At 60.9% G+C, this 21,067-nt stretch carries 21 protein-coding genes and 1 pseudogene; 13 read left to right on the top strand and 9 right to left on the bottom strand.

Features of this window, described 5'->3' with window-relative positions; genetic code table 11:
* Positions 1-296, bottom strand: a pseudogene (locus AC1Q61_RS22515) (HNH endonuclease); the annotation flags it as partial.
* Between the two features lie 84 nt (positions 297-380).
* On the opposite strand from AC1Q61_RS22515, the gene AC1Q61_RS22510 reads away from it, so the two are divergent.
* From AC1Q61_RS22510 to AC1Q61_RS22485, 6 genes are all read left to right on the top strand, one after another.
* Entirely contained in the window at positions 381-947 is a 567-nt protein-coding gene (locus AC1Q61_RS22510) for a GNAT family N-acetyltransferase (protein ID WP_058227269.1), read from the top strand.
* A gap of 31 nt (positions 948-978) precedes the next feature.
* Positions 979-1,980, top strand: coding sequence for an AraC family transcriptional regulator (locus AC1Q61_RS22505; protein WP_007734026.1), 1,002 nt, complete (start codon positions 979-981; stop codon positions 1,978-1,980).
* A 134-nt stretch (positions 1,981-2,114) separates the two neighbouring features.
* Entirely contained in the window at positions 2,115-2,525 is a 411-nt protein-coding gene (locus AC1Q61_RS22500) for a VOC family protein (protein ID WP_047269632.1), read from the top strand.
* Between the two features lie 126 nt (positions 2,526-2,651).
* Positions 2,652-3,845: a methyl acetate hydrolase AcmB gene (gene acmB, locus AC1Q61_RS22495; RefSeq protein WP_081557337.1), complete on the top strand. Its 1,194-nt coding sequence runs from the start codon at positions 2,652-2,654 to the stop codon at positions 3,843-3,845.
* 103 nt (positions 3,846-3,948) lie between these two features.
* The gene (locus AC1Q61_RS22490; protein WP_019746862.1) at positions 3,949-4,797 is read left to right on the top strand and encodes a mycofactocin-coupled SDR family oxidoreductase; all 849 of its coding nucleotides are present in this window, start codon (positions 3,949-3,951) and stop codon (positions 4,795-4,797) included.
* Positions 4,794-6,254: an MFS transporter gene (locus tag AC1Q61_RS22485; protein WP_492651058.1), complete on the top strand. Its 1,461-nt coding sequence runs from the start codon at positions 4,794-4,796 to the stop codon at positions 6,252-6,254. Before AC1Q61_RS22490 ends, AC1Q61_RS22485 begins: the two co-directional genes overlap by 4 nt.
* A 30-nt stretch (positions 6,255-6,284) precedes the next feature.
* On the opposite strand, the gene AC1Q61_RS22480 is transcribed toward AC1Q61_RS22485, so the two are convergent.
* Positions 6,285-8,243, bottom strand: coding sequence for a glycoside hydrolase family 71 protein (locus AC1Q61_RS22480; protein ID WP_276116501.1), 1,959 nt, complete (start codon positions 8,241-8,243; stop codon positions 6,285-6,287).
* A gap of 44 nt (positions 8,244-8,287) precedes the next feature.
* Here AC1Q61_RS22480 and AC1Q61_RS22475 point away from each other — a divergent pair, with 44 nt between their 5' ends.
* Genes AC1Q61_RS22475 through AC1Q61_RS22465 form a run of 3 tightly spaced genes read left to right on the top strand, consistent with a single transcriptional unit; the run spans position 8,288 to position 10,701 of the window.
* Positions 8,288-9,244 (top strand): daunorubicin resistance protein DrrA family ABC transporter ATP-binding protein, encoded by a 957-nt coding sequence (locus AC1Q61_RS22475; RefSeq protein WP_003945489.1) that lies wholly within the window; start codon positions 8,288-8,290, stop codon positions 9,242-9,244.
* Positions 9,241-10,041, top strand: a complete 801-nt coding sequence (locus AC1Q61_RS22470) for an ABC transporter permease (protein ID WP_003945537.1) — start codon at positions 9,241-9,243, stop codon at positions 10,039-10,041. The genes AC1Q61_RS22475 and AC1Q61_RS22470 overlap by 4 nt, the downstream gene beginning before the upstream one ends.
* A gap of 30 nt (positions 10,042-10,071) precedes the next feature.
* Positions 10,072-10,701 carry a TetR/AcrR family transcriptional regulator gene (locus AC1Q61_RS22465; RefSeq protein WP_007734052.1) on the top strand — a complete coding sequence of 210 codons (630 nt, stop codon included), beginning with the start codon at positions 10,072-10,074 and terminating at the stop codon, positions 10,699-10,701.
* On the opposite strand, the gene AC1Q61_RS22460 is transcribed toward AC1Q61_RS22465, so the two are convergent.
* Positions 10,692-11,486, bottom strand: a complete 795-nt coding sequence (locus AC1Q61_RS22460) for a putative protein N(5)-glutamine methyltransferase (protein WP_492651057.1) — start codon at positions 11,484-11,486, stop codon at positions 10,692-10,694. The two genes, AC1Q61_RS22465 and AC1Q61_RS22460, sit on opposite strands and share 10 nt — an antisense overlap.
* Positions 11,487-11,695: 209 nt before the next feature.
* Here AC1Q61_RS22460 and AC1Q61_RS22455 point away from each other — a divergent pair, with 209 nt between their 5' ends.
* The gene (locus tag AC1Q61_RS22455; RefSeq protein WP_492651056.1) at positions 11,696-12,856 is read left to right on the top strand and encodes a lipase family protein; all 1,161 of its coding nucleotides are present in this window, start codon (positions 11,696-11,698) and stop codon (positions 12,854-12,856) included.
* A gap of 10 nt (positions 12,857-12,866) precedes the next feature.
* Here AC1Q61_RS22455 and AC1Q61_RS22450 read toward each other — a convergent pair whose 3' ends face one another.
* The gene (locus AC1Q61_RS22450; RefSeq protein ID WP_047269626.1) at positions 12,867-13,433 is read right to left on the bottom strand and encodes a TetR/AcrR family transcriptional regulator; all 567 of its coding nucleotides are present in this window, start codon (positions 13,431-13,433) and stop codon (positions 12,867-12,869) included.
* 127 nt (positions 13,434-13,560) lie between these two features.
* On the opposite strand from AC1Q61_RS22450, the gene zapE reads away from it, so the two are divergent.
* Positions 13,561-14,508, top strand: a complete 948-nt coding sequence (gene zapE / locus AC1Q61_RS22445) for a cell division protein ZapE (protein ID WP_073512037.1) — start codon at positions 13,561-13,563, stop codon at positions 14,506-14,508.
* A gap of 9 nt (positions 14,509-14,517) precedes the next feature.
* Here the strand turns inward: zapE and AC1Q61_RS22440 are convergent, their stop codons facing one another.
* The gene (locus AC1Q61_RS22440) at positions 14,518-15,267 is read right to left on the bottom strand and encodes a helix-turn-helix transcriptional regulator (RefSeq protein WP_118606890.1); all 750 of its coding nucleotides are present in this window, start codon (positions 15,265-15,267) and stop codon (positions 14,518-14,520) included.
* On the opposite strand from AC1Q61_RS22440, the gene AC1Q61_RS22435 reads away from it, so the two are divergent.
* On the top strand, positions 15,242-16,087 hold the full coding sequence (locus AC1Q61_RS22435) for an ABC transporter ATP-binding protein (protein ID WP_019746872.1): 846 nt from the start codon (positions 15,242-15,244) through the stop codon (positions 16,085-16,087). The genes AC1Q61_RS22440 and AC1Q61_RS22435 overlap by 26 nt on opposite strands.
* A complete protein-coding gene (locus tag AC1Q61_RS22430) occupies positions 16,084-17,391 on the top strand; it encodes an FtsX-like permease family protein (protein ID WP_054781071.1) in 1,308 nt (435 codons plus the stop codon). Before AC1Q61_RS22435 ends, AC1Q61_RS22430 begins: the two co-directional genes overlap by 4 nt.
* A gap of 18 nt (positions 17,392-17,409) precedes the next feature.
* Here AC1Q61_RS22430 and AC1Q61_RS22425 read toward each other — a convergent pair whose 3' ends face one another.
* The 4 genes from AC1Q61_RS22425 to AC1Q61_RS22410 form a co-directional block, all read right to left on the bottom strand.
* Positions 17,410-18,258, bottom strand: a complete 849-nt coding sequence (locus tag AC1Q61_RS22425; protein ID WP_064688615.1) for a sterol desaturase family protein — start codon at positions 18,256-18,258, stop codon at positions 17,410-17,412.
* Between the two features lie 82 nt (positions 18,259-18,340).
* On the bottom strand, positions 18,341-19,150 hold the full coding sequence (locus AC1Q61_RS22420; protein WP_003945630.1) for a PE-PPE domain-containing protein: 810 nt from the start codon (positions 19,148-19,150) through the stop codon (positions 18,341-18,343).
* A gap of 188 nt (positions 19,151-19,338) precedes the next feature.
* Complete coding sequence (locus tag AC1Q61_RS22415) at positions 19,339-20,526, bottom strand: serine hydrolase domain-containing protein (protein WP_052027941.1); 1,188 nt, start codon at positions 20,524-20,526, stop codon at positions 19,339-19,341.
* 133 nt (positions 20,527-20,659) lie between these two features.
* Positions 20,660-21,067: MerR family transcriptional regulator (locus tag AC1Q61_RS22410; protein ID WP_492654903.1), on the bottom strand; the 408-nt coding region annotated here is incomplete at its 5' end.

Raw genomic sequence — 21,067 nt, 5'->3', positions numbered from 1 at the left:
GCCACCGCCGGAAACGGCCGCAAAGCTGCACCCAACGCGGCGATCTTCTTCCCGTCCCGAACCTGCAGCATCGTGTTGGCCGCCAACCAGGACCCCACTCCGCGGCTGGCAATCACCTGATCATCCGGGCGCAACGACAACTCGTCGACCACAGCCACTCGAACGGCTTCGAGACGAAGAATCTCCGCACTCGCTTCGACAGCAGCAGCGCGCAACTCGGCAGCAGTCAACTGCCACAGGCGTCCGCGTAACCCCACCGCAGAACCTGACACCACATCCGACAACAAGACGCTCATTGAATCCCCCGATCCCCTCCCCAAATCATACTCGAACATGCGTTCGAGTCAAGAGGTGCTTTGGGCTCGCTCTAGGATCGCTGGATGTTCACGTTGACTACGGAACGCCTTGTTCTTCGAGATTTCACTGCCGCGGATGAAGGTGCCGTCCATCAGTACGCGTCCGACCCTGCCGTCTGTAGATATGTTGATTGGGGGCCGAACACCCCCGCGGTGACCAGGGCATTCCTGGCTGACGCGGCACTCGAAGCTGCGCTCGTCGAACGTCGCACGTTCACCCTGGCCATCACGTCGAAGGCCGATGGAGCGGTCATCGGTTCGGTAGCTGTGTGGGAAGTATCCGCCGCTCACCGGCGGGCGGAACTCGGTTTTGTCGTGAACCCGAAGTTCCAAGGGCGAGGCTATGCGTCGGAGGCGGGGCGCGCGGTTCTGGAATTCGCCTTTGCTCGCTTCGGAGCGCAGCGAGTGCAAGCAACGTGTCGTCCCGAGAACTCGGCGTCGGCGTCGGTGCTCACCAAAATCGGAATGGAGGAGGAGGGGCGAATGAGGGCACACATGGTGATCCGGGGGACCGCGGTGGATTCGCTGCTTTTTGCTGCAACACGACCCGCCGCCGTACAGCCAGAGATCACGTCATCTCACTTCGCGTGACCTTCCCGGGCCCTGGTGCGATACTCGAACCATGTTCGAGGATGCCTTGCTCATCGACGCGGCCGGCCGGCCCACTATGCAGCATCACCAGGCCTTTTCTCGGGACTGGGACCGCATCAAGGAGTGGTCCGACAACATCTACATGCCGTATACGGTCACGCCGATCGGAAGTCGGTTGAAGCCGGCTTCGGACATGTACTCCGCGGCAGTCGGCAAGATCGACGTCACCAGATTCTGTTACGGGATTCCGGTCTCCGTCGGTGAATGTTCGCCTGAGGCCGGAAACATTCTGGTTCTGACGACTATCAGAGGCAACGGTCGACATGCCCTCGGCGGAGGAACTGCGGTGAACACTGCCGTGGGGGAGACCTTTGTCGCCGACTGTAGCCGGACCGACTACTTCGTCGAATTCGACGAAGATCATCTGCAGCTGAATCTCACTGTGCCGCATCAGCTTGTCGCCGATCACGCCATGCAATGGTTCGGGTCGGTTCCCGACGACCGTCTGTGGCGGCACAAGTGCACCATTGGCGGGCGGGGCTCGAGTTGGCTGGCATTGATGGACTACGTCGTTCGCGCAATTGCAGAGTCGCCTGAGGCGATGTCGAGCGAAAGGCTGGGTGCCAGGGTTCAAGAACTCATCGCGGCTCAGCTTCTCGACGAGTGGGCGACGCAGGCCGGGCTGCAACTCGGCGTCGACGTCGCCTCCGCCGAACCTGCCTACGTGCGATCGGCAGAGGAGTACATCGATACGTTTGCTCGCTCGGTGCCGACGGCATCGGAGATCGCGGCTGCGGTGGGTGTCAGTGTCCGGGCGCTCACTGCGGGATTTCGACGGTACCGAGACACCACGCCGGGGCAACGATTGCGCGCGCGTCGGTTGGAGGGTGTACGCGGCGAACTGTTGCGTTCCGACGGGAGAACCGTCTCCGAAATCGCCAACGCCTGGGGCTACGTCAATCTGGGTATGTTTGCGGCCACATACCGGAAACGGTTCGGAGAGTTGCCTTCCGAGACCCGGAATCGACTCTGAGGACAGTTGTTTGAACGGTCATGACGATCGTTTTACGCACTCGATGAACTGCCGTGATCCGTTGTTTCGTATCGGAGCGTTCTGCAAGGATTGAAATCGAACGTGACAGCAATCCCACGAGCTAGGAGTACGTCATGGCAACTCGACTCAATCCGTACATCAGCTTCAACGGCAATGCCCGTGAGGCGTTGGAGTTCTACAAAGAAATCTTCGGTGGCACGCTGGCGCTGAGCACGTTCGGTGAGTTCGGCAATCCCGGTGAAGGCGGCGACAAGATCATGCACGGAATGCTCGAAACCGATCAGGGATACACCCTGATGGGTGCCGACACTCCGCCCGGCATGCCGTACAACCCCGGCGACAACATCACGGTCAGCCTCAGCGGCGACGACGGCGACGTGCTGCGCGGGTACTGGGAGCAACTGTCGGGAACAGGTACGGTCAGCGTTCCGCTCGAGAAGCAGATGTGGGGCGACGAATTCGGCGCCTGTACAGACAAATTCGGCATTTCCTGGCTGGTGAATATCGGAGCGCCCCAGAGCTGACTCCAAGCTCTGCCCGGTTCTGCCGAAACGAGACAGTTTTCCTGCCGTTTCGAGGCAGAACCGGGTATGTGATCGCCGTTACATTCTGTTCGACAAGACAAGTTGCAAGTCGGATGGAGAAATGCAGTGACGATCGAAGATATTGCGCGGAAGCCCCTTTCGAAGCAGCGCCTCGACGACGTGCTGGCGCGAGCAACTCAGGGGGCTGATCGCGTCCCGGGTGTGGTCGCGATGATTACGGATCGAGAAGGCAACATCTACGAGGGTGCTGCGGGCGAGCGGACTCTCGGTTCCGGCGTTCCGATGACCCTCGATACAACCTTTGCGCTCTTCTCCACCACCAAGGCGATCACCGGTACCGCTGTCCTGCAATGTGTGGAGGAGGGATTGCTCGATCTCGATGCACCTGCAGCGACCTATGTTCCCGACATCGGTGAGCTGAAGGTCCTGGACGGTTTCGACGCCGGCGGAAACCCCGTTCTTCGGGAACCCAAGCGTGACATCACCACTCGCATGCTGCTCCTTCACACTGCAGGGTTCGGCTACGACTTCTTCAACGAGTCGTACAACCGGCTCTCACAGGAACATGGGCAGCCCAGCGTGATCACGTGTAGCAAAGCGGCGCTCACGACACCGCTGCTCTTCGACCCGGGTGAGAAGTGGGAGTACGGCACCAACATCGACTGGGCCGGACAGGTCGTCGAGTCGATTCGAGGTCAGCGACTCGGCGATGTCATGCGCGAGCGCATCTTCGAACCTCTCGAGATGGCCGATACGGCATTCACGATGAGCCCGTCGATGAAGGATCGACTTGCGCCGATCCATCAGCGTGAGAGCGACGGAAGCCTCACTCCGCTCATCGGATTCGAGCTTCCGGCCGAACCCGAGGTGCACATGGGTGGTCACGGTTTGCACGGCACTGTCGGCGACTACATGAAGTTCATCCGTATGTGGCTCAACGACGGCGCGGGCACTTCGGGTCGCGTGTTGTCGTCGGAGACGGTAGCTGCAGCCGTTCAGAACGGGCTCGAAGGCCAGCACGTGGGGTTGTTGCCCGGAGTTCTCCCGACACTGTCCAACGATGCGGAATTCTTCCCCGGTGTGCCCAAGGGATGGGCATACTCCTTCATGACAAATGAAGAGGTGGCACCCACCGGTAGGCCGGCCGGATCGCTGGCTTGGGCGGGTCTTGCCAACCTCTATTACTGGATTGACCGGCAGACCGGCGTCGGCGGGTTCTGGGCAACGCAGATTCTGCCGTTCGCGGACCCTGGATCCATCAACGGATACCTGGAATTCGAGACCGCCGTTTACCAGTAACCGGCTGGATTCCCGCTGTCCGGGATCGACTGTTTCTTTCGGGCGGGTTCGGAGTACGCATGCAGTACAGCGCACGCTTGCATACGACGAACTAGGAGACGGCATGAACAGCCTCGAAGGCAGCTTCGAAGGAAAAGTTGCACTGATCACCGGCGCCGCACGCGGTCAGGGGCGCGCCCACGCTGTCGCATTCGCGGAGCGTGGCGCGGACATCGTGATCTGCGACCGGTGCGAGAACAGTGATGTCGTCGCCTACCCCCTCGCAAACGAGGAGGATCTGAAGGAAACCGTTCGTTTGGTGGAAGCCACCGGTCGTCGGTGCATTGCCGTCAAGGCAGACACTGCTGATCGCGAAGCAATGGACGCGCTCGTTGCCCGCGCTGAAGCCGAGTTCGGCCGTGTCGACATCGCCGTCGCGAATGCCGGTGTGTCCGTGCCCGCTCCGATCACGTCGATGACGTCGGCACAGTGGAACGAAGTCATCTCGTCGAACCTGACCGGTGTGTTCAACACCGTTGCGGCCGTGTCAGGTGGAATGGCGGAACGTGGTTACGGTCGCATCATCACGATTTCCTCGATGATGGGTCGATCCGGTGGCACCCAGATGGCGGCGTACGGCGCCTCCAAATGGGGCGTCATCGGTTTGACGAAGAGTGTGTCGCTCGAACTGGCAAACTCGGGTGTGACCGTGAATGCTATTGCACCGGGGAACATCTCGACGCCGATGATTCACAACGACATGATGTACGCGATGATGCGGCCTGACCTCGAATCGCCGACGGCAGACGACGTCGAACCCGTGTACGCGACTCTGCATGCGCAGCCGGTCGGTTGGCTGGATCCCTTCGAGATCACGCGAGTAGTCCTGTTCCTCGCCGCCGACGCGAGTGCCCACATGAGTGGCATCGTGGTTCCTGTCGACGCCGGAGTAGCCGCTCGCTCGAACGCTTGACGGACAAGACTGTTCGCGCGAAAGCGCGGACCGGGTGGGTCGTCGGCGTCCTGAGTCTGAGCGGCGTGGTGGTCGCGCTGCAACAGACCTTGGTGGTGCCGGTCCTGCCTGCGTTCGCGACGGCATCGGGAGTATCGTCCTCCACCGCTTCCTGGCTGGTGACCTCGACGTTGCTGACCGGTGCCGTCGCAACCCCTCTCATCGGCAGACTCGCCGACATGTTCGGCAAGCGCGCGATGATGCTCGTCTGTCTTGCCGTGATGATCGTCGGCTGCATGGTTGCGGCGCTCAGCCAGAGTTTCTGGTTATTGATCCTCGGGCGCTCGTTGCAGGGGTTCGCGACGGCACTTCTGCCCGTCGGAATCAGCATCATGCGCGATGTCCTTCCTCCGGAAAAGCTCAGTGGTGCAGTAGCTCTCATGAGTGCGACGTTGGGGATCGGTGGCATGTTCGGTATGCCGATGGCTGGGGTGATCTCGGCGCACTGGGGACTACCCGCGCTTTTCTGGGTCACCGGTGGATTCGGGGTTGTACTGATAGTCGTCTTGCCTCTGGTGGTGCCGGAATCGGCTGTGAAGAGTCGCGGACGCTTCGACTTTCTGGGAGCCACAGTCCTCACGCTCGCTATGACTGCACTGCTGCTGGCCGTTTCGAAAGGAACAGAATGGGGCTGGGCAAGCCCCGAGGTTCTGGTTCTGATCGCGTCCGGCGTGGTCTTGCTCTGTGGATGGATTCCGTGGGAACTGCACACGCCGGCACCGCTGGTCGATCTGCGGACTTCCCTTCGCGCTCCGATTCTGGTTTCGAACGTCTGCGCAGTATTACTCGGTTTTGCCATGTTCATCAGCGCGTTGGCGGCAACGCAGGAACTTCAGTTGCCCCTGGCGTCGGCGGACGGTCTCGGACTCTCGGCTGCCGAAGCCGGACTGGCGATGATGCCGGGCGGAGTCCTGATGATCGGATTGGCGCCGGTGTCGTCGAAGGTGACGAGGCGATGGGGAGCGAAGGCCACGTTGGCCTCAGGAGCGATCGTCATCGCAATCGGATACGTCTTGCGTGTGCTGTTGACGCCGACGCTGGTCAATATCGTGATCGGCGCTGCCGTGGTATCGGCCGGTGTGGCATTTTCTCTGGCAGCCATGCCGACTCTGATCACCGAATCTGCGCCGATCCATCAGACTGCCTCGGCCAACGGATTCAACAGCCTGCTCCGTTCGGTCGGTACCTCCACCGGAAGCGCCGTTGCGGCAGCGGTATTGGCCGGTTCGACGGTGGTGATCGGTGCGAGCACTGTGCCGACCCTGCATTCGTTCGCGGTTTTGTACTGGATCGGAGCGGGCGTATCGGCACTGGCGGCCGCGGTGACCTTGGCAGTGAGGGTGGAGCGGACGGGGACGGTATCGCGGCCCGAGTTACCAATTGCAGCCGAAACCGATGGCGCAACGAAGATCGGGTGAGTCGACGGACTCACCCGATCTTCGTCACCGTTATCTCCGACTGGAATCGACCAGGTACTCGAGATTCTGGTTGTACGGTGTGGCCGTCACCGCCGCGTGCGAACTCACCCGAGATACCTCGGTAGTGCCGCGAACGACAGAGGCCTTGATGGAACCTACTTTCAACGGGGCGATGCAGCTGCTCATCCCGGCCGGGGCATTGCAGGTGGTAATCGTGGTTCCCACCGTCACTTTGACGACTGCGGGAGCGGTCAAGAAGGTGAGAACCTCGACGGTATCGCGAGCGGGGGATGACCATTGGCGCAGTGTCATAGGGGCAGCAGAGCGATTGACGGGGACCGCGGAGACCGACTGATTGCGATAGACGAGATACGCGGTGTCGCGAACAATCGCGGGTGAGGCGCCGGAGCGGAAGCTGTACAGCCCGTAGGAACTCATGTCGAGTAACGCGCGCCCATGACCGGCGCTGGGTGCGAACGACGTTCCCTCGCTGTAGTCGTTCCAGGTGACGAGCTGTACCCATTCACTGTTGGACGCAATCGCAATCTGCCACATGTTCTGCAGATTCTGTGAATTCTGTGCCTCGTCGTAGATCGACTGACTCGGACGAACATCTTGGAAGGCGACTGGCTGCATCCATATCTTTCCCAAGGAGTGAGCGGCAGCAGCAAGCCCCATCGGAGAGTTCGGGTTCGATCCCGAGAGCGGATTTCCTGCCGGATTTCGGTTACCCCAATTCGACATCCCGTAGCTGATCGATGCAAAAGAATTCCGGTTGGCTGCTGCGTCGAGGAAAACCGGAACAAATGCCACATTTATTCCGTAAGAATTTTTCATAATAGTGATGAACTCCGACCACCAGCCCGCAGTCTTGTTTTCGGCAAGAAATGGCGAGATCACTAGTCGTCCGTCGCTCAATTTGAACGATGATGCCATGGTCGAATACGGTTTCATCTCTGCTGCCATTTGAGCTGCGGTCATGTTTTTGAACGCGCCGTTCATATCAGGCATGAGCATGATCTTGAAATTCGGATCGACTGCTGCGGCCGCTTTGATCAGGGCTGTGGGCACGGTGGAACCCCACCAACTGGTGTCGGTTGCCTTGGCGATGATGTCGACGGAGAATCCGTCGATGCCCGTGGCGATTGCCGAACGAACTTCGTTTTCGAGGTCGCGTTGGCGCCACTGCGTATCGGCGATGGGTTGCCGCGGTGTCGGCCGATCGCGGAGGAATCCTCCGTAGCGAACGTGTTTGTTGTTCTCGCCGTTGACCGTAAGATATTGTGTCGCATAGTAATCGCCAGACGGATTCGCATTGTCGATCGAAACCGGATAGGGCGGGAAGTAGTGAGCGAAAACCAACTTTCCGTTCAGTGCTGACTTGGGTGGAATGTCGAAGGGCAGCGCTGCAGATTCAGGATTCGCCGAGAACGAGGCCGGCGTGTACGTCGGCGCGGAGCGCGGTTGTGTGTTGTACGCGGCGATCAGTGCGGCCGCGACAATCACGGCCAGGGTGAAGCAGATGGTCTCGAAGGAATATTTCGCCGTTTTTCGGATCCACGGAGTTCGGATGTATCGAGTTCTGATACTCATGGCACAGTCAGCCTTTCTCGATCCCCCGAAGTGTGAGTCTTCCCCGCGTGCACTGAATCGGTGATTCAATTCTTTTCGGCCTCTGCCTGATTTGTAATTCGAGATTCGACACCATAAGTCAACCGTCACCGGCCCGAGTGTCACTTGCTGAACGAGTGTAACGCTGCCGCGTTCATCATGAATACCTGAAAGCGGTCTTTGTTCAAGAATTTCGGGTTTTTCTTTCCGGTATATATCCGTCGAAAGGTCGGTGAAATTTATCGGCTGTATTGGACAGGACTGGGACGTGTGGTCTGTTCCGTACCTCGTGGCCGAAAGGCACCGGCGAAACCAGGGAGGTGATTGCAGCCGGGCAACTGACGAAATTTCCTGGAATGTGTCGGCCTCCTGGGTCACACTGGGGAACGGACTACCGACGGATTACCGACGCGGGAGGGCTCATGACCGAAGCGATTGTGGCCGAGGGGCTGGTCAAGAAGTACGGCGACGTCACGGCATTGGACGGCATCGACCTGGAAGTGCGCGAGGGTTCGGTGATGGCTCTGTTGGGCCCCAACGGCGCCGGAAAAACCACTGCGGTAAGGATATTCACGACGCTGCTCATTCCCGACGGTGGACGCGCCAAGGTTGCCGGGCTGGACGTGGTCGAGGATGCGCGGGCGTTGCGATCCAAGATCGGTGCTTCGGGTCAGTACGCCGCGGTCGACGAGTACCTGACGGGCTACGAGAATCTGGACATGGTCGGGCGGCTGTATCACCTCGGCGCCCGAAGCAGTAAGGCCCGAGCGCGTGAATTGCTCGAGCAGTTCGATCTCGTCGAGGCTGGAGATCGGCCGGTCAAGGGCTATTCCGGTGGAATGCGGCGACGTCTAGATCTCGCCGGCGCATTGGTTGCTCGGCCACAGGTGTTGTTTCTCGACGAGCCGACCACCGGCCTCGATCCTCGGGCGCGACTCGGTCTCTGGGACGTCATCGAAGGGTTGGTGGCTCAGGGGACCACGCTGTTGCTCACGACGCAATACATGGAGGAAGCCGAGAGGTTGGCCGACCAGATCGCCGTCATCGACCGCGGCTCGGTCATTGCGCGCGGTACTGCAGATCAGTTGAAGGCGCGGGTCGGGGGTGAGCGCATTGAACTGAGTGTGCACGAGGTCGAGCATCTCGACATCGTCCGCGAGGAATTGCGCTCGCTTGCCGTGGGGGACATTCAGGTTCAAGAGAATGTCCGTCGCGTCACCGTTCCTGTCGACGACGGCACCGACGCGTTGGTCGCGGCGCTGAATCTTCTGTCGGCACGAGGCATCCGCGTATTCGACGTCGGCCTGCGCAGACCCACTCTCGACGATGTCTTCCTCACACTGACCGGGCACCAGGCTGAACTGGAGGATCAGAAATGACCGTGCAGATGGCGCTCGAAGACGGTTTGACCATCGCCAGGCGAAACTTGATCAAGATCAAGCGCGTTCCGGATCTGCTGGTGTTCACCACTTTGTCGCCGATCATGTTCGTGCTCTTGTTCGCGTATGTGTTCGGCAGTGCGATCTCCGTCCCGGGCACGTCGTATCGAGAATTCCTGATCGCCGGAATCTTCACGCAGACGGTCATATTCGGTGCCACCTGGACTGGTTTGGGGATGGTCGAAGACATTCAGAAAGGAATCATCGACAGATTTCGATCGCTGCCCATGGCTCCGTCTGCCGTGCTGACAGGCCGAACATCGAGTGACGTGTTGATCAACGTCATCAGTTTGGTGGTCATGTCGTTGACCGGTCTTCTGGTCGGGTGGCGGATTCACTCCAGTTTCCTCGAAGCGGTGGCGGGTTATGCGCTGCTTCTGTTCTTCGCGTACGCGTTGTCGTGGGTCATGGCTGTTGTCGGGCTTTGGATCCGGACACCGGAGGTATTCAACAACGCGAGCTTCATCGTCATCTTTCCGCTGTCGTTCATCGCGAACACTTTTGTCGAGACCACCAATCTTCCCGGCCCGCTCAAAGTGATCGCCGAATGGAATCCGGTGTCGGCGGTTACTCAGGCGGTGCGTGAATTGTTCGGCAATACCAATCCTGCGATGACGGTTCCGGATGCGTGGCCGCTGCAGAATCCGGTCATCGCGTCGTTGTTGTGGACTTTCGGTTTGCTGATCGTCTTCGTGCCGTTCGCTATTCGTCGGTATCAGAAGGCAGTCAGCCGCTGACCTGGTGATTCCGGCCGGTAGGGTGGATGTGTGCCGGAGCCCGAACGCATCGACAAACGCAGCCTGAGATACGCCGGGCGACGTGAGGAGTTGCTCGACGCGCTGACCCGCTACGTCATCGACAACGGTGTCGGAGAATTGACGGTGAGGCAGCTCGCCAAGGCCGTGGGTGTGTCGCATGCGTCGTTGCTCAACCATTTCGAGAGCAAGGAGAATCTGCTCTCCGAGGTCATCGAGAACATGCGTGGTGAGTCCATTCCGATTGCGGTGCCGATGAAACCGGGGGTCGATCCGGCGACAGTGCTGACTGCGTGGTGGACCGAACGTACGACGCCGGAGGTCCTGCCGCGGTTCCGGGTGATGGTCGAGATCTACGCCCTCGCGCTCGGCGACCGCGACCGCTACGGACGGTTCCTGGACCGTTTTGTGGGCGATTGGATCGAGGCACTGGAAGCCGGTCTACGACAAGCGGGTTGCCCCGAGGACGATGTTGCCTCTGTCGCTACTCTGTTGCTCTCGCAAATGCGGGGTCTGTCGATGGATCTTCTGGCCACCGGGGACCGGGCCCGCGTCGATCGCGCGTTCGGGCTTTTTGTCGACGGCTTTGCCGCCCGCGCTCGGGAGTGGTCCACGCCAGGATCCGATCGCCTTCAACGCTGACCGATCACCACGGTCGACGCGGTCTCGCTGTAGGTTGCCACCCGAGTGAGAAACCTTCCCCGAGTGAATGTTTCAACAGTCATTTCGACCTGCTCCGTACTCGTCTCGACGAGAAGACAGCCACCCGGTCGTAGCCACGGCGCGGCGTCCGCGATGATGCGACGCTGCAGGTCCAGTCCGTCGGTACCGCCGTCCAACGAGACCAGCGGTTCGTGAAGACGGGCTTCGTGCGGCATCAGCCTGATCGATTCGGTGGGGACGTAAGGTGCATTGGCGACGACGACATCCACGCGACCGAGTAATTTCGTCGGCAGTGGTTCGAACAAATCGCCTTCGAGTACGCGCTCGGGCGGTGTGATGTTTCGGCGAGCGCACCGCACTGCGGCCGGTTCCACGTCTACCGCGTACAAATCGACGGGGTCGAGCGTCGACTGCAGGACAACACCGACAGCTCCTGAGCCGCAACACATGTCGACGACGACGCTTCCTGGGGTGACAAGTGAGCAGGCCTGCCGGGCGAGGAACTCGGTGCGCCGGCGTGGGACGAAGACTCCGGAGTCGATGTGAATGCGCAAGCCGCAGAACTCGGCCCATCCGAGGACGGGCTCGAGTGGTTCGCCGGCAACTCGTCGGTCGACCATCGCGTCGAGTTCATCGCGAGAGCGTGCGGTGTGAAGAAGTAGGCGAGCCTCGTCTTCGGCGAAGACGCAACCTGCTGCTCGGAGGATCGCGGCCACCGACTTCTGCTGCGAAGCAGGGAAGGTCGGGAGATCAGGTGCTGACATGAGAGAGCCTTTCGGCCTCCTGATCTCGCGGGGGACCTGCACGTATCGAACACCGCCACCCTACCCGAGCAGGCGTGTCACGACGGTCGATGCGGAGCGGAAATTTAGGTTGACCAAATGGTAAGGCTGTTCTATGGTCTGAACTCGATCAGCTGATGTGGGGCCGATCACCACATTTGCACCGTCACCGCAATCGGTAGGAGAAGTACGTGAGTAAGCGACTGTGTAGGACGCTCGTCGGACTGAGTGCGAGTGCGTTGGTGGCGTTGACAGTTGCGGCGCCGGCCGGAGCGGAACCGAACGATGCTCCGGGTGCTGTCGTGAGTCAGGAGTTGCTCGGTCCCGACCGGGTGATCCCGGGTGCCGTGAGCGCAACGAAGGTGACGTACTGGTCGACGGGCCCGAAGGATGCGCCGATGACGAGTACCGGTGTGGTGTATCGCCCAGAGGGAGCTCCGCCCGAGGGTGGTTGGCCGGTCATCTCCTACGCGCACGGGACGGTGGGTGTCGCGGATCAGTGTGCGCCGAGCAGCAGTGTTCCACTCGAACGGACCGCGACGCATCTGGGTCACTGGCTGGAGCAGGGATACGCGGTCGTGACCACCGACTACGTGGGGCTCGGAACACCCGGTGTTCACCCGTATCTCGACGGTCGTTCCGCTGCACACAGCGTTGTGGACATGGTGCGTGCCGCTCGTGCGGTCGACGACGACCTGTCGAGCGCATGGGTTGCGATGGGGCAGTCGCAGGGCGGGCAGGCGACTATATTCACCGCTTCGCTTGCCACTGATTACGCGCCGGAGTTGGACTACCGCGGCGCTGTCGCCACTGGTGTCCCCTCGAACATCGAGAATCTTCTACCGCTCGGTGGTCCGGCTTTCCCGGCGCTTCCGCTCAAGGGTTCGACGGTCTACATCGCGAACGTTCTTGATGGACTGCGTGCTTCGCGGCCGGATATCGACATCGACTCGTATCTGACCCCGCTCGGCAAGACCATCCTCGACGACGTCGAGAACAACATGTGCTACACCGAGGCGCGCACGAAGTACGGCACCGTCACGCTCGGGCAGGTGCTGACGAAGTCGCTGGACAATCCAGTATTCATGGAGGCTGCGCGTGACCTGCTCACTGTGCCGACCGCAGGATACGACCGCCCGTTCTTCATCGGTCAGGGGTTGTCGGACATCGATGTTCCGGCACCGCTGACACTGAAGTTCGCGGCCGACCTTACTGCCAACGGTGTCGACTTTGCATTCCATACCTATCCCACTGATCATCTGGGAACCGTTCCGGCTTCGGTTCCAGACAGTACCCCGTTTGTCGCGGCACTGTTCTCTGGTCAACGGCCCTGCACCGGAAGCCTCTGCTGACCAACATCTTTCAGGCGGCACCAACTCCGCGCAGATAGATGTCGATCGGGATCCGAAGTTGCCGAACGGTTTCGGAGGAGCGGGGATCTCGGCTACGCGCTCCGAGGCAGTAGTCGAAGATCAAGCCCTCCAGAAGGCTCAGAAAATTTGCGGCGGCGACGTCAGGATCGTCAACGCCAACGATGTCGAAGACAGGCCTTGCCTTCTCCCGTGAAAACAGGCTGTCTTCGAGGAGTTGGTGCAATGCCGAATCTCGGGGAGTTTCCAAGAGCAGTGCATATCTCGCGATCAATTCGTGTCTGCGGTGCGAGAGAAGATCATCGAGATACTCGGCCGTCAGGGCAGCAGGATCGCTGGGCCTCTCGCGGAGTTCGTCGAATATCGAACGTGACCGGTGCACGATGTGCAATGCGGTTGCTTCGAGTAGTGCCTCGCGAGTGCGGAAATAGTACGACGTCGAACCGGCAGGAAGTTCCAGGGACTGATCAACCGCCCGATGGGTGAGTGCACGCGGGCCCTGCTCGGCGATGATCGTGACGGCGGATGCCGCGATGAGGGCTCTGCGATCAGGCTTCATGCCGTTCCTTGCTGTCGATGTTGCATGCTGCCGGAGTTGAATGTTGCTGATGGTGCGTCGTGAGGGTCACATTGACTCGATTTGCCTTCGATCACTAGCCTCGACTCTACAGACGTAGAGGAGTCTTATGCTACTGGACGAAGAGCAGTTGGCGGCACGCGAAGCCCTCGACGCACTGCAGGCCCGGATCTCGGGCGGTGAGGTCGGGGGTGGGATCTATCTCTGGGGTAGCGTCGGCCGCGGGAAGACGATGCTCATGGACGAGTTCTACGACAGGCTCCCGGTCGGCAAGCGGCGCATTCACTTTCATCGGTTCTTTGCAGATCTGCACTCTCGGGCGCATGAACTCGGCTCGATGGGCGTGGCACTGGATCACGTCGTCGATGGAATCCGTGTGCTCTGTTTCGACGAGTTCCACCTCGACGACGTCGCCGACGCCATGTTCATGGCAAGGGTTCTCGACACAATCGTCGCGAAAGGCGTGACTGTTGTCGTCACGTCCAATGTTCCGCCGACCGATCTTCTTCCCAATCCGCTTTTTCACGAGCAGTTCGTTCCGTCGATCGAGTTGATGGAGCGGACTCTCGAGGTGATCGAGTTGGGTGGCTCCGTCGACTATCGGACGGTGGGACAGCCAGGTGCCGGGGACTACCGATTTGCGACAGGGGAATTCCTCGTCGGCTCGGGAATTACGCGGCCTTCGGGCGAAAGTGTCGAATTGACGATAGGCACACGCACATTGGAGTGCTCGGCGATTCGAGACGGTGTCGTCTGGTTCGACTTCGAGGTGCTGTGCACTGGTTCGACCTCGGCTGCCGATTACCTCGCGCTCGCCGCCCGCTTCGACGACTGGGTGATCTTCGGAGTGCCGGTGCTCGCCGAGGCGTCGGAATTTGCCCTTCGCCGTTTCGCGAATGTCGTCGATGTTCTCTATGACGTCGATGCGCGGCTGACGATCTACGCCGACGCTTACGTCGAAGAAGTGGCAGGCAGCCTCCGGGACGTGCCGGGGTTGGCGCGCCTCTACAGTCGTCTGTCGCTACTGGCGAGGTCGGCGGTGGGCAGCATCAGTTGAGGAGCAGCGTCAATTCCAGGTGAGATCGCCGGTCGCGGCGCTGGGCGTGAGTCCGAACATGCTGTGGCAGATCCGGTTGAGATGGGCGCTGTCGGTGAAACCGGCCTCGTGTGCACTGGTTGTCAGGCTTGCGCCACCGCTCATCACTTCCATGGCGCGTCGTAGCCGCAACCAACGAATGTAGGTCGAAAAACTCATCTGCAGTTGATCGTTGAAGATTCTTCCCAATCGGCCGGGCGAGATGGAGACCAGCGCGGCGGTGTCCGTCACCGTTATCGGCCCCGAAAGTCGCTCGGGCAGTATCGTCAGAGCATGCTCGAGTGCAGGGTGAAGAGCGCCTAAGTTCGACGGCTGTCTACTTTCGGACAGTGAATCGATCAGCCTCGCTGCGTATTCCAGATCCGAATCAGCGCCACGGTCCGTCATCGCTACTGCGGTCCGCCCACGGTCCGACCAGTCGGCCACACCACCGTGCTCGGATACAGGCGGCCTGATGCGCCGGCCCATTCCCGTGGTGGAGTCCACGTAAATCGCTCGTCCCCGCGCGCCCTCGGAGGCGGACAACGCGTGGACCGCCCCGGATGGAATGACCACGGACCGCACGACTTCACTGTGGCCGTCCCCGTCCGTGACCGTGACGTCCCCGTCGTCGATGATCATGATCTGAACAGCGGCGTGCGAATGCATGTGCGCGGATCCCACTGCGCCGGTGAACATGAGAATTCCGGGCTGCATGTGGACGGCGCCGGACCAGGTCATGTCGGAAATCATAGTGACGACCCTGACAGAGCTCGGGGTCCGGTCATCCTCCGGTAGGACCGAGCTCAGTCCGAAGATCGTGCGCTGGGCCGATGTGTTCGCGAAGGGTTCACGAGAAGGTGGAATCATGAACAACGCACAAGCACCCGCAGTCCTGTCGGTCCACGCGCTGGGCAAGTCGTACGGCGACGTTCCGGTGCTCCGAGGTGTATCGCTGGAAGTGCGCGCCGGTACTGCCACGGCCATCATGGGTCCTTCAGGATCGGGGAAGTCGACACTGCTGCATTGCATGTCAGGAATCGTCAAGCCCGACTCGGGAGCAATCCTGCTGAGCGGCAGGCATATCGAGAACCTCGGTGAGAACGACCGCAGCCGGCTCCGACGGGAGTCGTACGGGTTCGTTTTTCAATCGGGCCAACTGTTACCGGAGCTTCCGGCGATCGAGAACGTCGCTTTGCCCTTGGTGCTCAACGGGTTGTCCATCGCCGAAGCCAAGCGGACGGCGCACGGCTTCTTCGCGCCATTGGGACTGGACGGTCTGCAGGACCGTCGCCCGGGTCAGATGTCGGGTGGTCAGTCGCAACGTGTGGCGATTGCGCGAGCGTTGGTGACCAAACCCGCCGTTCTCTTCGCAGACGAGCCGACCGGTGCACTCGACGCGCAGACGAGTTGGGAAGTGATGAGGGTGTTGCGTGATTCGGCTCAACAGATCGGTTCTGCGTTGGTCGTCGTCACTCACGATGCCGAAGTCGCTCGGTGGTGTGATCGCACGATGATGATGCAGGCCGGTTCGCTCGTCGGGACACAGGTGGCGGCATGAAGGCCACAGCGCGCGTTGCATTGATGACGATGCGAGGTGAAGGACGAAAGGCCTTGAGTACCTTCGCGCTCCCAGTGTCCGCATTTGCCGCCTCGACGACGTTGTTGCTGACGGTGCTCGGCGGCTACGGTGCATTTGCGGGCAGATCGAGCGAACCCGAAGCCGAGGCGTACCTAGCGCTCGCAGGGGTTGCTTCGGTGTTGATGATCGTTCCAGCCGTCACTCTCGGTCTGGCGGCGGCCCGCTTGGGCGCGCGCCGTCGCGACGAACGACTTGCCTCGCTGCGACTCATCGGATCCACCCCTCGCCAGATCGTTGCGCTGTGCGCTGCGGAATCGGGTATCCAGGGCTTGGCCGGTGCGTTGATCGGTGTGGTGGGATACCTCCTCGCGTTGCCGCTCGTAGCTCTCTTGAGATTTCAAGGTCGGACATTCGAGTGGAGTGAGCTTTGGGTAGGCGCACTTCCGCTGGTGGGCATCGTATTCGGAATGACCATCCTGGCTGCTTTGACGTCGATGCTCGGGATGCGCCAGGTGTTCGTGAGCCCGTTGGGCGTCACGGCGGGCAATCCCAGCGCCGCACCGAAGATGATCTTCGCGGTGGCTGGGGTGGGGGTTCTTGTGGGATGGAGTGCATTCGGGGGCTCCGCGGCAAGCATCGCGGCAATCCTGGTGGGCCTTGGTCTCTGCTTCGGCGTTGTTGCGTTGGTCGGTCCGTTCGTCATTTCGCTGCTTGGACGGATCATGCTCAAATGCGCCAAAGACGGTGCTTCGCTGATTGCGGCGCGTCGGGTCTTGGATAATCCGAAGGCTGTGTGGCGCACGGTCAGCGGTGTGACGATGGCCAGCTTTGTTGCCGCAGGCACATCTCTCCTCGCCGCGATCGGCAACGGGGAAGGGCAGGATTTGCAGCCAGGGCAGGAGTTCCTGTTCGCGGACATGAGAACCGGGGTGTTGTTCACTCTCGGAGCAACATTCACGTTGGCGGCAATCTCGTCTGCGCTCACCCAGGTATCCGGGATCCTCGACAACCGTGAGCTGTATCGGAGTCTGACTCTGGCCGGTACACCTGTCGAGGTGATGGACAGCGCCCGCATGCGGCACGTTCGCACTCCCGTGGTGGTGATGGCACTGGCCGGCGCCGGCGCTGCACTGCTGTTCCTCTTCCCGCTGGCAGGGGCAGCCGTATTGACCACTCCGATGGCGCTGGTTCAGTTGGGCGTCACCCTGGCTGTGGGGATCGCGTTGGTGTTGGCCAGTGCGTTTGCAGCCAAGCCCGTCATGCGACGGGTACTCGCGGGCTGAATCTCCACCGATCGTCCGTCAGTTCTGTCTCCGGAACGGTTCGGCCAACTGGCCGAGGTAGTCGTCCGGGTAGTCGGGCTTGGCCGCCATTCCGAGATCGTCACTGCTGAATCGCTTTTCCGGATCGAAAGAATAAGTGCGGAACAGGTGATCCCAGATCAGAGTGAACAAACCGAAATTGACGTCACCGATTCCCGCCCACTTGAGGTGATGGAATCGGTGGCCGGCGTTGAGGGCGAGTATCGGACGCAGGGGGCCGATGCGGTAGTCGGCATTCGAATGCTGAAGCAGGAGTTGGACAGCGACACAAACCGCGAGCGCCGAGGCAACTGGAACGGGCATCCCGAGGAGGATCAGTGGCAGGACGCCACCGGCGGTTTCGAAAGTCTGATGCACGGGGTGCTTCATCAGTCCGTTCATACCGTAGAACCGTTCGAGGCTGTGATGAACCGCGTGGAAACGCCACAACCATCCAACCTTGTGGCTGATCAAATGCACCACGGTGATGCCGAAATCGGCAACCAACACTGCGAAGACGACCTGAAGGACAAACGGAAGACCGCTCGGCCACAGCCCGTCGAACGGAATCACCGCGGCCATCAACGGGATTACCGCGACGCTGACCAAGATGAGGGATTCGTTGACAAACGCATGGACAGCGTCGCGAAACCTGTCCGGTCCCGGGGCATTCCACGAAGATTCGTAGGGAAGCGCCCGTTCGGCCGCGAACGAGCAGACCACTGCGAAGAGAATCAATGCCACCAGTGACCATTTCGGCGCGCCGGATGCCGCCAGCGCGATTGCGGCTCCGTTGATTCCCAAGAGCATGAACGGGACGTACCCGTATCTGACGATGAAGGTGAGCATGTATTCGATGGTGCACGGCGCGGGTGGTCCTCGACTTGTACGAATCGGTCGACTTTCAGTCAGCCGAACAAGCGGTGTCGCGTTACTTCGTCAGCACGGTGGCGAGTGCAGCGCTCAGATACGGAGTGATGTTCTCGACGACCCGTGTCACGATCGCAGTGGCGACGTCAGCCGGTTGCAGTGGCACCGACGGTGTCTGCGGCAGCGCCGGGGGAGCAGGCGGAGCGGGCTCGGACATCATCGGCGTGTAGGTGTTGTGCTTCGTGAAGTAGCCGAAGACCGAATCCACGAACACCTCGGGCGCATCACGCGGCTTGGGCATGTTGCAGATGCCGTCACCCTCGATGCAGACTTCCTGCACTGCGATGTCTCCGAATCCGCCGCGTGCTCCGGACATCGTCGCTCCCGGAACGACATTGGGCACTACGGTTTCGATGCCCCCGGCCGAGTTGCGAGGGTCGGCGTAGAGGACGCCTTCGACTTGCGATTGGGGAATGGATCCGTCACGTGCGATGTCCCCGAGAACGTCGCCGGCAATCCGTGCTCCCTGTGAGTATCCGGTGACGACGATCTCGCTGCCCGGGCACTGAGCGTGGAAAGCGTTGACTTCGGTGCGAAGCGTCTGGGCGCCGGCGGCAACGCTCTGGTCGTACGTCTGTTCGCCGAGCGGCCAGAAGCTGGCGGGGTAGGTCACCGGCTTGGAGGCGTAACCCTGGGCGACGTAGCGGTCGGTGACGGGTTGCGTCGTTTGTCCCGTCGGATCCCACGTTCCGCCGACCGCGAATACCGCACCGGCCGGGCACGACCCACCGTCATTCGGGTCCGCTCCGGCAGGTACCGACATCACAAGAGTCACCCCCGCTGTGACTGCAACCGTGCATGCCACTGACATCGCGTATTTCCTCATCGGGCCTGTCCCCATCTATCTACGTTCTCGTTCACTGGCGAGACAACCCGCGGTCCGACGCGTTTCGTTCGGTACTGAAGAGAATGGTGATGGGGCGATAAGTCCTGGAGGTAATCCGTGCGTAAACAGGAAGTTGCCGACCGGCGCTGTTTACTACCAGCGTGTGTGGGGCGTCACGGCGTCGGTACCTGCGGCGGGTGATCCGGCTCGAGGAGGGTTCCGATCTCCTTCCCCATCGACACGGCGTTGTTGAGGTCCGCGTTGGTTGTCGGCCCGAGTGTGGCGTAGACGACGATCGTCGTCTTCGAGTCGGGGTAGTAGAGCGCGAGACCGTTGTAACCGCCGTACGACGGGTTCATCACCAGCCAGCCGTCGAGGTGCCCGGTCCCGAAGGAAAAGAACTTGTCCGCCGTCATACTTCCCAAGCCCGCAGTCGTCGGCGCCATCTGCTGCTCGAAAGCCTTGTCGGATAGTAACTCTCCCGTTCCCAGCGCGCGCACCCACTTTCCGACGTCGGCGACAGGCGCGTTCATGTTTCCGCTGTGCAGGAACGCCGTCGGATTCCAGAAAGTGGAGTCTTCGAATACTCCACGTTCATTGGTGTAACCGTGCAGGATCGGTTCGTCCATCTGCGACGTGAGTACAACGCTGCTGTGATCCATCCCGAGTGGATCGAAGACGCGCTGCTGAAGTAGTTCGCCCAGCGGTTTTCCAGTCGCTTTCTCCATGACGTCGCCGAGCAGCGTCAGGTCGCTGTGCGCGTACGCCCAACTGGTGCCGGGTTCGAACAACGGCGGGCGGGAGTTGGCAAGATCCAGGATCTCTCGAGAAGTCCAGCCCTTCATCGGGTTGTCCGTGAAGAGTTTGAGGAACTGTGGATCGGTCACGTAGTCGGAGATGCCCGACGTGCTGTTGGCCAGCATTCGCGGAGTGATGGTGTCTGCGCGTGGAAAGTTCGGTTCCCACTTCGCGATCGGTTGATCGAGGGGAAGCGTTCCCTCTTCGTCGAGTTGCAGCAGGACTGTCGAGAGCATCGGTTCCATCGGTTGGCCGACGCGCAACTGCATGTCGGTTGTCGCCGGAACTCCGACAGGGGACTCTCCGACGGCGCCGAGAGCAACTTCGTCGTCGCCTCGCCACACCCCGAACACAGCGGCACTGAGGCCCAAGTCGGCCACTTGGCGGCGGACGATGTCCGTGATCTCGGTGGATTCCCGACTGCTCGAGGTGCTGGGAGAGGCGCTGCCCGTGTTTGTTACGGAGTCATCGTCGGAACTGCACGCAGCGGTTGCAATGGCAACGGTCAAGGCGATCGACAGAGCAGACAGCCGCACCCGAGCGCGGTGGTGGGAGGAAGTCATGCCTGCGATCCCTTCGATGTGGAAATCGAGCAACCGACGCCGAGCAATGTCCCAATTGGCCGAATTTACCGCAGTTGGAAGGAGGAGGGGTCAGATCGACCGTATAGGCGCAACTGCTGTTCCAGTGCAGTCCTCATTCGGGTGCCGCGTCCGGTTCCTCTCGCAGGTCCTGCGCTTGCTGAAGCTCGGCGTTGATGCGACGGGCTTCGGTGAGTTGGTCTTCGAGGATGATGATGCGGCAAGCCGCGTCGAGCGCCGTGCCGTTGGCTACGAGTTCGTGCGCGCGGGCTGCGATGCGCAGCTGGTAGCGGGAGTAGCGGCGATGTCCGCCCTCAGAGCGTTGCGGGGTAAGTAGTTTCGCGGCATCGAGGCTACGAAGGAAAGCTTGCCTGACACCGAGGATCTCGGCCGCATGTCCCATGCTGTACGCAGGATAGTTCTCGTCGTCGAATCTGCCGGAGGGGTCCCCCGGTGGTGTATCTGCCGGAATGGCTCGCTTCTTTCGCTGAACGGACGGGGCCCCCGGCGCGAGGAGCGCCGG

The sequence above is a fragment of the Rhodococcus sp. MPR-R1B genome (genome assembly GCF_058793255.1).
The sequence above is the reverse complement of the archived record's forward strand: the minus strand, read 5'-3'. Positions and strand labels throughout refer to the sequence as shown.